Consider the following 13,976-nt stretch of genomic DNA (forward strand, 5'->3'; position numbering starts at 1 on the left):
TCGAATCGCAAAATCCTTTTGAGAGGCCAGCACTGGCCCTTGATTGACGCGTCCGAGCCAAGTCTCGGCGACATCTCGGCTTACAGGGCCCCGATCCAAGTCGTTATCGGAATCAGATCGATTCGTCGATGGACGGCCGAAGCGAGGCCACCCCGACCGGGCACCCCGGATCAGCCGTCGATCCGGATGGGCGTCAGGCGTCGGCCGGGCCGTCGGTGCTTAATAGGTCCGCTGGCGGACACGCACCCCGTCCGTCAATCCATCGCCGGGATACCGCACGATCTGCTGCCCCTCGCTCAAGCCATCGAGCACCTGCATGGACTCGGCATTGCGCTGGCCGAGCGTGACGGACGTGAGCCGAGCCGTTCCCTCCGTTCCCCTCCCTTCGATGACGTACACGGCCCAGCCATCTTCACGCCGGAACGCCGAAGTGGCCGGGATGACCAATGCGTCGTCAACTTCCCACACGACGATGCTCGCTTCGACACGAAAGTGATCACCCAATGTCAGACGATCCTGGCGTGGCGTGATGAAGTCGGCGATGACGTTGACGCGCTGCTCCTCGATGCCCAGCGCGGAAACATGGGTGAATCCGCTCGGTTCGACCAGTCTCACGATCGCTTCGAGCGTTCCTGCACCCCCCCAATCAGTGATGGCAACACGAGCGCCGGGCTCGATAGCCACGGCATCGCTCGAGAGCACGTCGATAACGACCTCCAGATCGGAAAGATCACCCACCTCGACCAGTGCATCGCCAGCAGCAACGACACGAACACTTTCTTCTTCGACACGCAGCACGACGCCGTCGATCGGGCTGGTCAGCGTCAGGCTTCCGACCCGGGGCGTGTCGCCCTCGATGGGCTCGCCGCGAGACAGCAGCAACGCGGCGCGGGCAACCTCCAGTTCGTACACGGCGATGTCAGCCTCGAAGCTGGCCGCCCGCAATGCATCGGCGGCGCTGCGTTCAGCAGCCTCGGCTCGCACGAGCTCCTGCTCGTTGGCCGCGCCGTCCTCGCGAGCGTTTGCCAGCCTGCCCAGCTCGGTTTCGGCCAGGTTGTACGCCGTCTGGGCTCGCTCGCGCATGGCACGAGCTCGCTCCAGGGCTGCTTCGGCCGCACGCACCCGCGCCTCGGCCTGCGCAATCGCCCGTGGATCGAGCAATTCCGGATCGGCCGGATCGATCACGGCGATGACGGTCTCGCCCGCCCGTACGGAATCGCCTGGATCGAGCGTGAGCCGCCGAAGTCGGCCCGCGAGCGGGCTCGAAACGACGTATCGCTCGGAGATCCTGGTGACGCCCTCTTCCTCGACCGTGATCGCCATCGAACCCCGCTTCACCATCGCGATGTCGACATCAACCGGCCTGGGCCGCAACGCCCATGCGATGGCCAACACGATTGCCACGGCCAGGGCAACGAGCGTGATTCGTCGAAACGTGGCGGCCATGGCGCTCTCCGGGGTCGCGTTTGCAGTTCTGGGATAGGCTACTCGCGTGCTTTCAGGGCGGCCAGCAAGTCAAGCCGCCGGACGCGCCGCGCGATGGTCAGCGCGGTCACCATGGAAGCCAGGAGGACAACGATCGCCGAGATGGAAAACGTGGCCGGCTCGACAACGAATGGCATCCGGAACAATTCCGACGCGCTGGCCCACGCCGTCAGCCGCGCCAGAGCGTAGCCCAGCACGAGACCGACGGGCACGCCCGCAAGCGTCACGATCGCGAGCTCGCCGATCTGGAGCCACACCACTTCGGCCTTCGTGAATCCCAACACGCGGAGCGTCGCCAGATCGCGGCTGCGTTCGGACAGCGACGTTCGAGCTGCGTTGTATACCACCCCGATCGCTATGACGACGCTGAATCCGATCAGGAATGTGCGCATCATGCCCAGGTTCTGGTCCAGGATATCCTCGAACGCCTGCCTCGTGGCAGCCGTGGAACCCACTGCAACGATGCGGGGAGTCTGCTCGACGCGTGCATAGAACGCATCAAGCTGGTTCGGATCGACGCGTGCGTACACGCCATCGACGACGCTCGGTTCTCGAAGCTGCCGATTGAGTTCCTCGATGCTGGCGTACACAGCGAGCCCCGAGAAATCGTCCACCGTGGCCGCCACGATCGGCTCCAGCACCGGGCGCCGGCCGTGCAAGACTTCGGCGCGCACGCGTTCGCCCGGCACGATATCCAGCGCTCTGGCGAGTTGGCTCGACACGACGATGCCCCGGTCCGGCAGCGGGACGGGCCGGCCGTCCATGTCAAGCAAGTGATGCATGCCGTCCCGACGCGAGAGGCCGACAATGCCCGTTCTCCGTTCGTAGGGCCCATTTCGCAGGCGTACCGCCACGGCTCGATAGGGCTCGACCGCACGCACGCCGGGCAACGCCCGTATGGCCCGGACCGCATCGGCGTCCGTGTCGGCGGCAAGCACGATGTCAAGGTCGCGCTGCTGGACGCGTTCGAACTGGAAACGCATCACGTAGTCCATGGCGTCTTCGGTGAATCGGCCGACCACGAGGATCGCCGTTGCCATGGCCACGCCAAGCGTTGACAACACCGTCTTGATCGGCCGTCTCTCGAGGTAGCGAAGCACCATGCGCAGGGAGGTAGGCAAGATGGTGGTGATGCCAAGCCGCTCTCCGATCATGCGGTGGTAGGACATCGGGGCGGGGGGCTTGAGTGCCTCGGCCGGCGGAATCAGCATCACGCGGCGCAGCGTAAGAAGTACCGCAACCATGCCCGAGGCAAGGCCAACCGCCACGCCGAGCGCCGCAAGCGATGGGCTGAGCACGTAAGCGAATGAGGGAAAGTCGAAGAAAGCGGCGTACATCGCGGTCAGTCCACGCCCCATCAGCGCGCCGCCGAGCAGCCCCAGGGCCGCGGACATGATCGCAATCGCGAGCGCGAATCCCAGATAGTGTCGCGCAATTTCCCACGCGGTATAGCCAAGGGCTCGCAGCGCCGCAATCTGCTCGCGCTGAAGGGCCATCAATCGGCCCAGGATCAGGTTCAGCAGGAACGCCGATACGGCTAGAAAGATCAAGGGTGCAATCAGGGCGGTACCGCGAAGTTCCTCGAACTCGTTCTCCAGGATCTGGTGCGAAGGCTGGTCCGAGCGACCGTACGCGCCGGTTCCTCCAAAGGGCGCGAGCATCTGATCGACACTCGCGATGACGGCGCGCTCATCGGCGGTGGCGGTCAGCAGGAACGTCACGTCGTTGAAGGCGCCATCCATATCGAACGCCGCTTCCATCTCGGTCCGGCCCATCCAGAAGACCGCGTATCGGTCGTATTCGGGCAGGATACCGCCGGGGGGAATGAGGAACACGAACTCCGGCGAGATACCCACGCCCACGATGCGCAGCATCTGCGACCGCCCGCCCATGATCGCACGGATGGTTGAACCGGGCCTCAGGCCATGGGCGGTGGCGAAACGACTGTTCACGATGACCTCGCGGCCACGCTCACCCTCGGGCATTCGCCCTTCCAGCAGGTGCACCTCGTTCAAGCCACCCCGACCGCGCTCAGGGAGCGACACGATGGCGGCCGATGCGGGCTCGCGCATCGACGGGACGTCGAGCAACACGCGATCGACGATGCGCGTATCGACCGATGACACGCCCGCGATGGTTGCGAACCTCTGGGTCAATGACTCGGGAGCACGCCTGGCATGGGCGAAGACGTCGGCAAACCGGTTCCGCTCGTAGTAGGCTTGCGATGCCGCATGCAAGCTGTCGAGCATGCTCAGGGCCATGACAAACGTCGCGATGCCACACGCCATGACCAGCGACACCGCGATGGCCTGTTCCTTCATCCGCCAAAGGTCGCGCAGCAATTTTTGATGAATCGTCTTCATCCCGTTCACCACGAAAGCTCACGGGCAGGCCTGCGATCGGCGTTGATGTCCACGCGAGCAATCTGGCCATCGGACAGTGACACGACGCGGTCGCCCATGCCGGCAATCACGGCGTTGTGCGTGATGATCGCCGTCGCCGTGCCGAGCTCTCGGTTGGCATGTTCGAGGGCCTCGAGCACGATCACGCCCGTCTTCGAATCCAGCGCACCGGTCGGTTCATCGCACAGCAGGACCCGCGGCCGCTTGGCGATGGCTCGTGCGATAGCGACGCGTTGCTGCTCCCCGCCCGAGAGTTGGCTCGGGAAGTGATCGAGCCGATGCGACAGACCGACGAGATCGAGCGCCGCTTCGGGCGTCATCGAATCGGTTACGATGTCCGTAATGAGCGCGACGTTCTCTCGAGCGGTTAGGCTTGGGATGAGGTTGTAGAACTGGAACACGAAGCCAACGTGCGCACGACGGAAGCGGGTAAGCACCGCATCGCTCGCACCGGTCAGGTTCTTGCCCAGGTACTCGAGCGTGCCGGACGTCGGCGTATCCAGCCCGCCAAGGATGTTCAGCAGCGTCGACTTGCCACTCCCGCTGGGCCCCAGCAGCACGACCAATTCGCCCGCGCACAGCTCGAAATCGACCGATCGCAGCGCATGCACGTCGACGTCGCCGACGTGGTATACCTTGGAAATGCCCCGAGCCACGAACACCGGCCCGCCGGTCATCGCAGGATCGAAACCGGCCGCACTCGCTGCTCGGCCACCATCCATTCGCAACTATACCTTCGATGACCAGCGACGATCCCAGCGAAAGTCTGGCGTCGCCGGGGGGAAAGGCCCCGCCCCAGCGAGTACCTCGTGCACGCGAGCGTACGTGCATCGATCGGGAGCATTGACGGAGGCATCAAGGCTGCACGACCAAACTACCAATGCCCGCTTCGTGAGATCATGAGCCACCACGACACCGAATGCGCCGAGCGAGCCCGGAGGCGACCAGCCCCAGGGCCATCAGAAGCGGCGCGTCGCTCTCGCACGTCGACCGGCGGGCATGCCAGCGACGCCCGACTCGTACGCCTCACTTCGAACTATTCTGGAAGGGCATTGGGGCAGGGCATTGCAGAATCCTGCAACACCCCGCACAATCACCGAATGAGCGCAACAGGCTCCGAACTACCCGTCGAATCCCCGAGAGAAACGGCCGATTCCGAGCAAGGCGGCGCAGAATGCGGCGCACTGAGCCCCGCAGAGCACACGGTCATTGGCTGGATGCTGGCGCGTCCCTGTCCAAAGCCTGTCGGGTTGCGACCTGCGACTTGAGAAGCCCCAGGACCTCGCCCACGGGCATCGACGAGAGCAACCACGGCTCGACGATGAAAGCGCCGCCCCCGTCGATCGGCTGGACCTCCCACAACCACACGTGTCGTCCATCCAGCCACGAGGCCGTCGTGCGGACCTGGCGGACCACGCGGACGCGGGTAGCCGGGTGGACCATCCTGGCCCTGCAATGGAACATCTGGCCCGGTATGAGCGCCACGCCATCGAGGGAAACATCGGGCCGGTACTCGATACCGCCCTGGTGGATCGACGCGGGGTTGTGGATGATCGGGGCCATTCCAAACAATACCCGATCATCGTGCCGTGGTCCATTGCTCGTCGGACAGGCGCATCGCCCCTGACCCCACGCGGGCACACGCCCCCCTACCCCCTGGCTACACCCCGAGGCCTGCTCACTATTGTATGCGCATTGTTCGCTAAAGTGTAGCCACGGCTACGGATTGTGGACCGGGACCGCCCTAACGCTCGCCCATATCCTCGACGCATGGCCGACCACGACCTCGAACGCGCCGTAGAACGGGCACTAAAACGCCGGGACCGCGCCCGATCCCGTAACGCCATCATCATCGTCGTGCTGCTGCTCGTGGTCCTTCCGGCCATCCTGCTCGTCGTGCGCTATCTCATGCTGGCGGAGTGACCGCGATGGACCGACGAGCCCGAGAGCGAGAACTCGACCGCATCGAGTGGGAGCAAGACCGACTCAATCGTGGACTGCCCGAAGATGGCGGCGGGCTAGGCCCGGAGAACAGCTAACTGCGCTTGCCAGTCTGAAAGAATCCTGCGATACTCGGTAGCGGCATTGTCTGGCAGGTAGTCATCCTGTAGCCGGAGAAGATCGTCCACGGTCTTGGCGGCAGTCTTTTCCTGAGATTTGCGGGACTTATGGCGAAACAGAGCTTGGCGTCGAACCTCGTTGTAATCCCGCAGCACGACCGCAACTTGCTCATCTACCTGGGCGTAGACGCTCCAAAACACCTCGACGACGCTGTCGTACATCTCGGGCGTTAGACGGCTTGCGTGAGCCACAGCTAATCCGTAGTACCGAAGTGTGTCACATGCCCGCTCGCACTGGACCAATTGGTCCTTCGTATCGCGGATGCTGGCCATCACGGCGGATGCCCGCTGGACGCTGTGGTCGAACTCCGCGACAAGGAACTGATCGGTCCCGCCTCGACGGAGCTTTCTTGGCTTTGGCTTGGGCGGCAGTTGAGGCGGCATAGCGACAGCGTATGACCCTTGCACCCTGACAGAGATAAGCGACTGCCACGTGCTACGGCGTCATTCCCCGACCGATCGCCGCCAAGATCAGCATGAGCCCGAAGCCGATCAGGAACACGAGCACGCTCGACAGGATGATGCCGAGGGCCACGGCCCATACGACCTTGTGGTAGAGGGCATCGAAGTACGCGCTCTTGCGGCTGGTGAGCGCCCGCCGAATCTCGGCGGCATCGAGGGCGACCGCCCGCGCCAGCTTGCTATTGACCTCGATGGCATCCTCGATGCGCCGGAGCCGATCATCGAGGCCCGCGTCGGCACCGGGCTGGCGCTCGTCGGCCACGGGCTCAACCGCCTCGACCGCCATGCCCATGTTGTTGGCGACGACCTGCGCCTCGTCCCGGTCGGCCGCCTCGATGCGGTGCTCGACCTCTCGCCCCGTCAGTTTGTCTACGCCCCGCACGACGAACTCGCTCATCGACGATTCTAGTGGGGCTGGCCAAGCTGGATGTACGGGTTGGGTTTGACTTCCGTTTGGTCGGGCCCTACCATTGTGCATCGATCTGCATGGTCGGCACGGGGCATGTGCGGGCAGTGGCCAGCCGCCCCAACCATCTCGGCCTGAGCCGCTACCGCGACGCCCCTCACGCCCGGTCTGTTCCACGACCGCCCAGTGAGGCCCAGCCGCAAGCCCAATCACGGCGAGATGATTTTTCGAGTAGATGGGGGCATCTCTCGGAGGATCATCCATGATCCAGTTTGCTCAGGGCCATAAGGCCCAAGTGGACGTGCGCCTGCTCGACGCTGGCGAAACGTCCGAGTTGCTGTCCATCTCTCGTAGAACCCTGGCGAGACTCACCGCGTCCGGGGCCATCCCGTCCGTGCTCTTGAACACGTGCCGCCGGTACCGATCCGATGCGTTGCGGGCGTGGATCGCCAAAGGTGCGCCAACCGAGCCGGGCGCGGGCGAGGCCATCATGGCCGAGTTGGGCGAGGGGGTGCAGGCATGACCGAGCACCACAACGACCTCGACTATCAACCCGACTGCGAACTCGTCGAACTGCGGCCGATCATGCTGCGCCACCGCGAAGTTGCCGACGTGTTGGGCGTGAGCGAACGCACCGTCTACGAGTGGCGCGAGAATCGGGGACTTCCGTTCGTGCGCATCGGCACCACCGTCCGCTACCCCGTGGCCGGGCTCGAACGCTGGGCCGCCGACCTTTCGGAAGGGGGCGCATGATGCTGGCAGAGAACCAAAGCCGCCCCGGAGTTTGGCGACAGACGGGGCAGTGTAAGACTACATGCAATTATAGGGCCGATGACCTCGAAGCGCAACTCGAACGGGCCTGTGCGTTTCTGTTCCACTGGGACGGAACCACGACGTTACCTGGCCACGGCCTTCGGCAGTGGGAACGCGATCGGGACAATCGCGCGTGGATTACCGGCTTCCCAGACTTGGCCGTCGAAGTCTACGAGCGGCTGCACATCTGGACGCGCGATGCAGACGTGCGCGTTGCGTGGCGTCGGTGTCAACGCTGGACGAGCCGCACTGTGCTGGGCCTTGACGAACCACGCCGGGCGACTCCTGTGCCGCTGTCCGCCGTTGTGCTGCGAGACCTCACCGCAGCCGCCATCCGTCAGGCGGTGGGCGCATGAGAGTACAAGAACAACATCCACCGACGTTCCATCTCGACGACTTCACGCCCAGCGCCGAGATTCAACTGCCCGAGGCGTTTAAGCCCTTTCCCATGGAGGCGTTGCCCGGGGCCGTGGGTGCGTTCGCGGTCGAGGGCGCAGCATCCATCGGCTGTGACACGTCCTACATCGTGCTGCCCATGCTGAGCGCCCTGGCGTCCGCCATCGGGAACACGCGGCGTGTCGCGCTCAAGCGGGCATGGGAAGAACCGCCGATCATCTGGACGGCCATCGTGGGCGAGAGTGGCACGGCCAAGAGCCCAGCGCTCGACCTAGCTCTAGGGCCCGTACGCGAGCGTCAGCATCGGGCGATGAGGGAGCACGCCGAAGCCCAGGAACTCCACGAGGCCGCGATGGCCGAGTGGAAGGCTCAACATGGGCGCAAGGACGCCGACGCATCATCGGCCCCGGTACCGCCAGTGTGCCGCCGTACGCTGACCGACGACACCACCACCGAGGCGATAGCCCACCTGTTGGGTGAGAACCCGAGGGGGCTGCTCGTGGCCCGCGACGAGTTGGCCGGATGGTTTGGGGGATTCGATCGCTACACGGGCGGCAAGGGGGGCGACGCACCCAAGTGGCTCGAAGTGTTCGGGGGCCGAGCACTGATAACCGATCGTCGGGGCAGTGGCACAACGTACGTCCCCCGCGCCAGCGTCTGTATCTGCGGGGGCATCCAGCCGGGCATCCTGCGGCGCGCGCTCGGAGCGTCCAACATCGAGAACGGCCTAGCTGCGCGTCTGCTGTTCGCCATGCCACCGCGCACCCCGAAGCGGTGGACCGACGACGACGTAACCGAGGCCACCGAGCGGGCGCTCGACCGCGTGTTCGATCGGCTGTACGCCCTCGAACCCGACTACACGGATGGCGAGGATGAGCCCCGGCTGGTGCATCTGAGCCCGGAGGCGAAGCGCGAGTTTCGGTCGTTCGTCAATCGGCACGGCGAGCAACAGATGCAGCACGATGGCGCACAGGCTGCCGCGTGGTCGAAGCTAGAGGGCTATGGGGCACGATTCGCCCTCGTGGTCCACCTGACGCGGTGGGCGGCGGGAGAAGCCGTTGAGGCTGACACCATCGACGTGCAGAGCGTGCGGTCCGCTATCGCGATGGTCGAGTGGTTCGGCCGAGAGACCGGCCGGGTCTACGCCCTGCTCGAAGGCGACGACGTGGACGATGCACGCGGCAAGCTGGTCGAACTCATCCAGCGCAAGGGGGGCGATGTCAGCGCCCGCGAACTCGTCCAAGCATGCTGGAGCATCCGCAAAGCGCCGGAAGCCGAGGCCGCGCTAAACGATCTCGAAACGGTCGGTGCGGGCCAGTGGTACAGGGTGCCGAGCACATCGAGGGGCGGGAGACCATCTCGCCGATTCCGGCTAGCACCACCTCTACAACCTCAACATCTACGAAACCGCCCGCCAGAGCGCGCGAATGGGGGTTTCGTGGATGTAGAGGCCCAGCACCCCGACACGCACGCCCCGTTTCGCCAATAACCTCGTAGGGAGTCTCATCGCATGGCAAGTATCGCACACGACCGAAAGAACAACACCCGGCGCATTCTGTTCGTGGATGGGAACCGCAAGCGCAAGACCATCCGGCTGGGCAAGATGAGCGCCAAGGACGCCGCCACCGTCTGCCACCACGTCGAGGCGTTGCTAGCCGCGAAGCTGGCGGGCTCGTCGGTGGCCCGTACGTCGGCCCTGTGGCTCGCCGACCTTGGGGACGTGCTCCACGACCGAATCGCCCGCGCCGGGCTGTGCGAGCCGCGTACGGCCCCGGAAACGCGCACTCTTGGCGGCCTGCTCGATTCATATTTCGACGTGCTTGACGTGAAGGACAGCACACGCGGGCGCTACGAGCAAACCGAGCGGCTGCTGGTGGAACACTTCGGGAGTGAGATGCCTCTCGCGAAGATCACCATTCGAGAGGCAGAGGGCTGGCGCGCCGCGCTGGTCGAGCGTGGGCTGGCCCCGGCCACCGTGTCAAAGAACATCGGTATCGCCCGGCAGATATTCCGCAAGGCCCACCAGTGGTCGCTCATCGCATCCAATCCCTTCGAGGGAGTGAAGGCGGGAAGCCAGCACAACCGGGAGCGCCTGCACTACGTCCCCCGTGCTGACGTGGAGCGCCTGCTCGATGCGGCCCCGTCGATCGACTGGAAGGCCATCATCGCCCTTGCCCGCTGGGGTGGGCTCCGCACACCGTCCGAAACCCTGAGCGTCCGCTGGGTGGACGTGGATTGGGACCGCGGCCGTCTGCGGGTGCGTTCGCCCAAGACCGAAGGCCACGAAGGGAAGGGCGAGCGGATCATCCCCCTGTTCCCCGAGTTGCGGGCGGTGCTGGTCGAGGCGTTCGAGGCGGCCCCGGATGGTGCTGTCTATATCGTCAACGGCTACCGGGACGCCACGGCCGCCAACCTTCGGACGCAACTGGGGCGGATCATCGAGCGGGCTGGGCTCCAAGCGTGGCCCCGGCTGTTCAACGCCCTAAGAGCGTCGAGGGCCACCGAGTTGGCCGCCGACTACCCAATCGCGGTCTGCACGTCCTGGCTTGGACACACGGCCGCCGTGGCCCAGGCCCACTACCACATGGTTCGGGAGAGCGACTTCGCCCACGCGGCCGGGAAGAGCACCGAATTGGCCGGCGCACGAAGCGGCGCACAGGCGGCGCAGATTGCGGCGCAGCACACGCCCGCGAACAACCGCGATGTTCGGAAGGCGAGCCCACAAAACGTGTCTGGGGGGGCGTTTGTGCAGGGCATTGCAGAAACCTGCAACCTCCCGCACAACTACCGAATGAGCGCAACAGGACTCGAACCTGTGACCTCTGCCATGTGACGGCAGCGCTCTAGCCAACTGAGCTATGCGCCCGAATCGTCCCCGAGGGGCCGTGAGTATACGCCGGCTATCGCGACCCGTCGCCCGCGTCGTTCAGGTCGATGTGCTTGGCGTGGCGGAGGTTCTCCCCCGTCTCCCGGTAGATCAGGTCCCGGCAGATGCCCGCCATGACGTCGGCGGTCCGCTCTAATTCCCGACCCACCCGGTAGATGTACAGGCCCGCGAGGTCGCCCTGCGGTTCGTTGTTGATGATGTCGATGGTCTCGGAGAACAGGGTCTTCTCCAAGTCATCGATCAGCTCATCCTCGGCGATGATCTCACGGGCGGCGTCCAGGTCCTCGTCCAGCACGGCCCGAAGCGTCTTGTGGCAGCAAGCTGGCACGCGGTGAGCCATCTCGATAAGCGACGTCGGCCAGCGGGGCTCGAGCCCGGCCTTGACCATCCGAGACGCACACTTGGCGATGCTGGTGGCGTGGTCACCCACCCGCTCAACCTGCGTATTCACACGCAGGACGAACAGCACCTCGCGAAAGTCACTGGCAACCGGGTGCTGCATCAGCAGCAGGTCGAGGCAGGCATTCTCGATCTCGAGTTCCTGCCGATCGATGACATCATCCTGCTTGCGGACCGCCTTTGCCTGCGGCCGATCCAGACGCAGCAACGCATCCAGGGCCTGCTCGATCATGGCCGTGGCGTACGAAGCTTCCTTGATGAGCTGGCGCTTCAGGCCGATGATCTGCCGCGGCAGGCCTTGCCCGCCGATCTGTCTCTGGTATCCCTGCTGTGGTTCCATGAACGCGCCACCCCTCCGTGAGCAGTCGGTCTTGTCGGTGCGAGGGTTGCCCAGAAGACCATCGGTGATTCTAGGCATGTCGCTTCATCATGCGTACGCTCTAACAGATGTCCCCACCGCCGCCAAGCAGCGCCGCGACCGCACGTCCGCACGCCATTCGGACCGATCCGGCAAGCTCACATTGCCCCTCAACGGACCGGCAGGAAGACGCACTCGTTGCGTCTCCGGCACCGGCCGGCCTTGTTCGCCCGGCTGCGCCCATCGCCCTTGCAACGCCACCCAGACGCGGCCGGGTCACGGCGACGCTGGTGTCGCTCTGGAAGCGATCGGTTCGCCGACTCCTGCGTCCGGCGCTGGTGCCGCTCGAAGACGCCATTGCCGGTGCGGGTGGATGGCACGCCTGGCGCGGCGGGCTCGATGGCTGCCTCACCAGTGCCATCGGCGACGTGCACATCGAGCGCCGCCTCCGCGACGAGCTCGCCTACTGGGTTCGGGCCGTCCACGTCCCAGGCGCCCACGAGGCCATCGACCCAGCTTATGGCGACTTCCACGCCGTGTTCGCGCGCTGGCAGACCGACCGCTGCAAGGAGCTGGCCGAGTGGCTCGGCGCGCCCGACGCCGTCGCGTGGCAGACCCAGACGTCAGTCCTGGAAATCGGAGGTGGTCCACACCCGATGGTGGCCCAAGGGACGTGGCGATACGCCGCGGCCGTCGATCCGTTGAACGACGGGTATGCATCATGCGGGCTCTTCCCGCCCGGCCCGCTCGGGTTCACGCCCATTGCCGCCTCGGGCGAGCAGATTCCCGTTGCCGGCAGCACGTTCGATGTCGTGGTGTGCGACAACTGCCTCGACCACGTTGCCGATCCCGGCCGCGTCGTGGCCGAGATCGGGCGCGTGCTGAAGCCAGGCGGACACGCCTGGATCCTCGTCGACCTGCGAAGCACGGTCGACGACATGCATCCGCATGCCTTCACGCCCGAGTTACTTTCGGCCATGCTGATCAGCCAGGGCCTGGACATCGTGCGTGACCGCATGGGCGAGCACGCCAGCCACCCGCTGGCCTATGGCGAGATCCGGGTGCTGGCTCGCAAGCGAACCGACCGACCGGGCTGATCTGCCCATAAGAAAACCGCCGGTTGTCCCGGCGGTCCTGGGTGATTTCGATCGCATCGATCCGGATCAGCGACGGCGACGCATGCTTGCCAGGCCGGCCATTCCGGCGAAGGCCAGGAGCGAAGCGGGCGCGGGAACGACGTAGAGGTTGTCCCAGCCCATGATGTTGCCGTCCGAACCGCCCACGAAGAACCGCATGGCGGTGGGCTGATCCAGCAAAGAGCCCGAGCCGCCGGTCATGAACCAGCCGTCGGGGTTGGCGGTGCTCGACATGCCGGTCGTCAGATCGACGATGGTGACCGACAGGATCTGGTTGCTGGTGAAGTCGACGTTGATGATCTGGCGATACCAGTGGTTGGTGTCCAGGTTCTGCCACGCCGGGCCGGGCGACAGGTTGTTCGTCGCGGTGCCGGCGGAATCAAAGACGTTGAACTCGGCCTTGAATCCGGCCGACGGATCGGTCAGGTCGATGAAATTGTTCAGCGCGATGAAGGACTTGTAAGTCCCCGCGGCCGCGCCATCGCTCTGGAGCGAGAAGCTCGAAAGGTTCAGGGCCGAGTCGCCCGCGCCGTCGAAGTTCGCCGCCATGTCGTAGGCGATGGTGTACGTGCCGCCACCGAAGTCGAAGTCCTTCTGGGCCCGGGCGAACGACGTGCCGCCGCTGCTGCGGCCGCCGATGAACTGGTTGCCACCGACCGGGTTCTGAGACAGGCCCAGGGTGTTGCCGGCGTAGGTGTACACGCCGTGCTCGATGCCCGTGGCCACCGGCTGATACCAGCCCTCGACCCCGACGAACGAAGAACCGGCGGCCGAACCCGTGAAGTTCGGCTGCTCGAACCCGCTGATCAACTGGGCATGCGCGGCGCTGGCGACGCACAGCCCGACGGACGCAATCGCGATTCTGGTCATGATCTGCATGTCTCGCTCCTCAACAAGCAAGCGGCTACCGCGCCCCCTCCTAAAGGGCTGCGGGCCAACATGATCATGACAGGAATCGCTCGTATTGACAAGACCATTTTCCAGCACTTTCCTTGCATTCTCGAAAAGTAGGATTCTGAAAGGTCTCAATAACGGGTTTCGCGGGCCGCCAGACGCCCTATTTCCCCCGCCTTAACAAATTCCTCAATCAGATGACTTGAGTTATTGGACAA

At 64.9% G+C, this 13,976-nt stretch carries 13 protein-coding genes and 1 tRNA gene; 5 read left to right on the plus strand and 9 right to left on the minus strand.

The genetic code is table 11. The features are described from left to right. Positions 1–219: 219 nt before the first annotated feature. From RIE32_06485 to RIE32_06500, 4 genes are all read right to left on the minus strand, one after another. Positions 220–1,446, minus strand: coding sequence for an HlyD family efflux transporter periplasmic adaptor subunit (locus RIE32_06485; GenBank protein ID MEQ9095895.1), 1,227 nt, complete (start codon positions 1,444–1,446; stop codon positions 220–222). Positions 1,447–1,484: 38 nt separating this feature from the next. After that, positions 1,485–3,848 carry an FtsX-like permease family protein gene (locus RIE32_06490; protein ID MEQ9095896.1) on the minus strand — a complete coding sequence of 788 codons (2,364 nt, stop codon included), beginning with the start codon at positions 3,846–3,848 and terminating at the stop codon, positions 1,485–1,487. Positions 3,849–3,853: 5 nt separating this feature from the next. Beyond that, positions 3,854–4,609 carry an ABC transporter ATP-binding protein gene (locus RIE32_06495; GenBank protein MEQ9095897.1) on the minus strand — a complete coding sequence of 252 codons (756 nt, stop codon included), beginning with the start codon at positions 4,607–4,609 and terminating at the stop codon, positions 3,854–3,856. A gap of 484 nt (positions 4,610–5,093) precedes the next feature. Then, positions 5,094–5,450, minus strand: coding sequence for a hypothetical protein (locus tag RIE32_06500; GenBank protein ID MEQ9095898.1), 357 nt, complete (start codon positions 5,448–5,450; stop codon positions 5,094–5,096). A 207-nt stretch (positions 5,451–5,657) separates the two neighbouring features. Between RIE32_06500 and RIE32_06505 the strand changes: the two genes are divergently transcribed. Further along, a complete protein-coding gene (locus tag RIE32_06505; GenBank protein MEQ9095899.1) occupies positions 5,658–5,810 on the plus strand; it encodes a hypothetical protein in 153 nt (50 codons plus the stop codon). Between the two features lie 95 nt (positions 5,811–5,905). Here the strand turns inward: RIE32_06505 and RIE32_06510 are convergent, their stop codons facing one another. Together RIE32_06510 and RIE32_06515 are read right to left on the minus strand one after the other, a co-directional pair. After that, positions 5,906–6,391: a hypothetical protein gene (locus RIE32_06510; GenBank protein ID MEQ9095900.1), complete on the minus strand. Its 486-nt coding sequence runs from the start codon at positions 6,389–6,391 to the stop codon at positions 5,906–5,908. Between the two features lie 52 nt (positions 6,392–6,443). Further along, positions 6,444–6,866: a hypothetical protein gene (locus RIE32_06515; GenBank protein MEQ9095901.1), complete on the minus strand. Its 423-nt coding sequence runs from the start codon at positions 6,864–6,866 to the stop codon at positions 6,444–6,446. Positions 6,867–7,137: 271 nt separating this feature from the next. Between RIE32_06515 and RIE32_06520 the strand changes: the two genes are divergently transcribed. The 3 genes from RIE32_06520 to RIE32_06530 all read left to right on the plus strand — a co-directional run bounded on the left by RIE32_06520 (position 7,138) and on the right by RIE32_06530 (position 9,573). Further along, positions 7,138–7,398, plus strand: a complete 261-nt coding sequence (locus tag RIE32_06520; GenBank protein MEQ9095902.1) for a helix-turn-helix domain-containing protein — start codon at positions 7,138–7,140, stop codon at positions 7,396–7,398. Further along, a complete protein-coding gene (locus RIE32_06525) occupies positions 7,395–7,628 on the plus strand; it encodes a helix-turn-helix domain-containing protein (GenBank protein ID MEQ9095903.1) in 234 nt (77 codons plus the stop codon). The genes RIE32_06520 and RIE32_06525 overlap by 4 nt, the downstream gene beginning before the upstream one ends. Positions 7,629–8,040: 412 nt before the next feature. Continuing rightward, the gene (locus RIE32_06530; GenBank protein ID MEQ9095904.1) at positions 8,041–9,573 is read left to right on the plus strand and encodes a YfjI family protein; all 1,533 of its coding nucleotides are present in this window, start codon (positions 8,041–8,043) and stop codon (positions 9,571–9,573) included. 1,303 nt (positions 9,574–10,876) lie between these two features. On the opposite strand, the gene RIE32_06535 is transcribed toward RIE32_06530, so the two are convergent. Continuing rightward, a tRNA-Val gene (locus RIE32_06535) sits at positions 10,877–10,950 on the minus strand. 34 nt (positions 10,951–10,984) lie between these two features. Then, positions 10,985–11,788 carry a phosphate signaling complex protein PhoU gene (gene phoU / locus RIE32_06540; GenBank protein MEQ9095905.1) on the minus strand — a complete coding sequence of 268 codons (804 nt, stop codon included), beginning with the start codon at positions 11,786–11,788 and terminating at the stop codon, positions 10,985–10,987. Between the two features lie 230 nt (positions 11,789–12,018). On the opposite strand from phoU, the gene RIE32_06545 reads away from it, so the two are divergent. After that, the gene (locus RIE32_06545) at positions 12,019–12,825 is read left to right on the plus strand and encodes a class I SAM-dependent methyltransferase (GenBank protein MEQ9095906.1); all 807 of its coding nucleotides are present in this window, start codon (positions 12,019–12,021) and stop codon (positions 12,823–12,825) included. A gap of 66 nt (positions 12,826–12,891) precedes the next feature. Here the strand turns inward: RIE32_06545 and RIE32_06550 are convergent, their stop codons facing one another. Beyond that, a complete protein-coding gene (locus tag RIE32_06550) occupies positions 12,892–13,734 on the minus strand; it encodes a VPLPA-CTERM sorting domain-containing protein (GenBank protein ID MEQ9095907.1) in 843 nt (280 codons plus the stop codon). Positions 13,735–13,976 lie beyond the last annotated feature (242 nt).

The organism is Phycisphaerales bacterium (genome assembly GCA_040221175.1).
GTDB lineage: Bacteria > Planctomycetota > Phycisphaerae > Phycisphaerales > UBA1924 > JAHCJI01.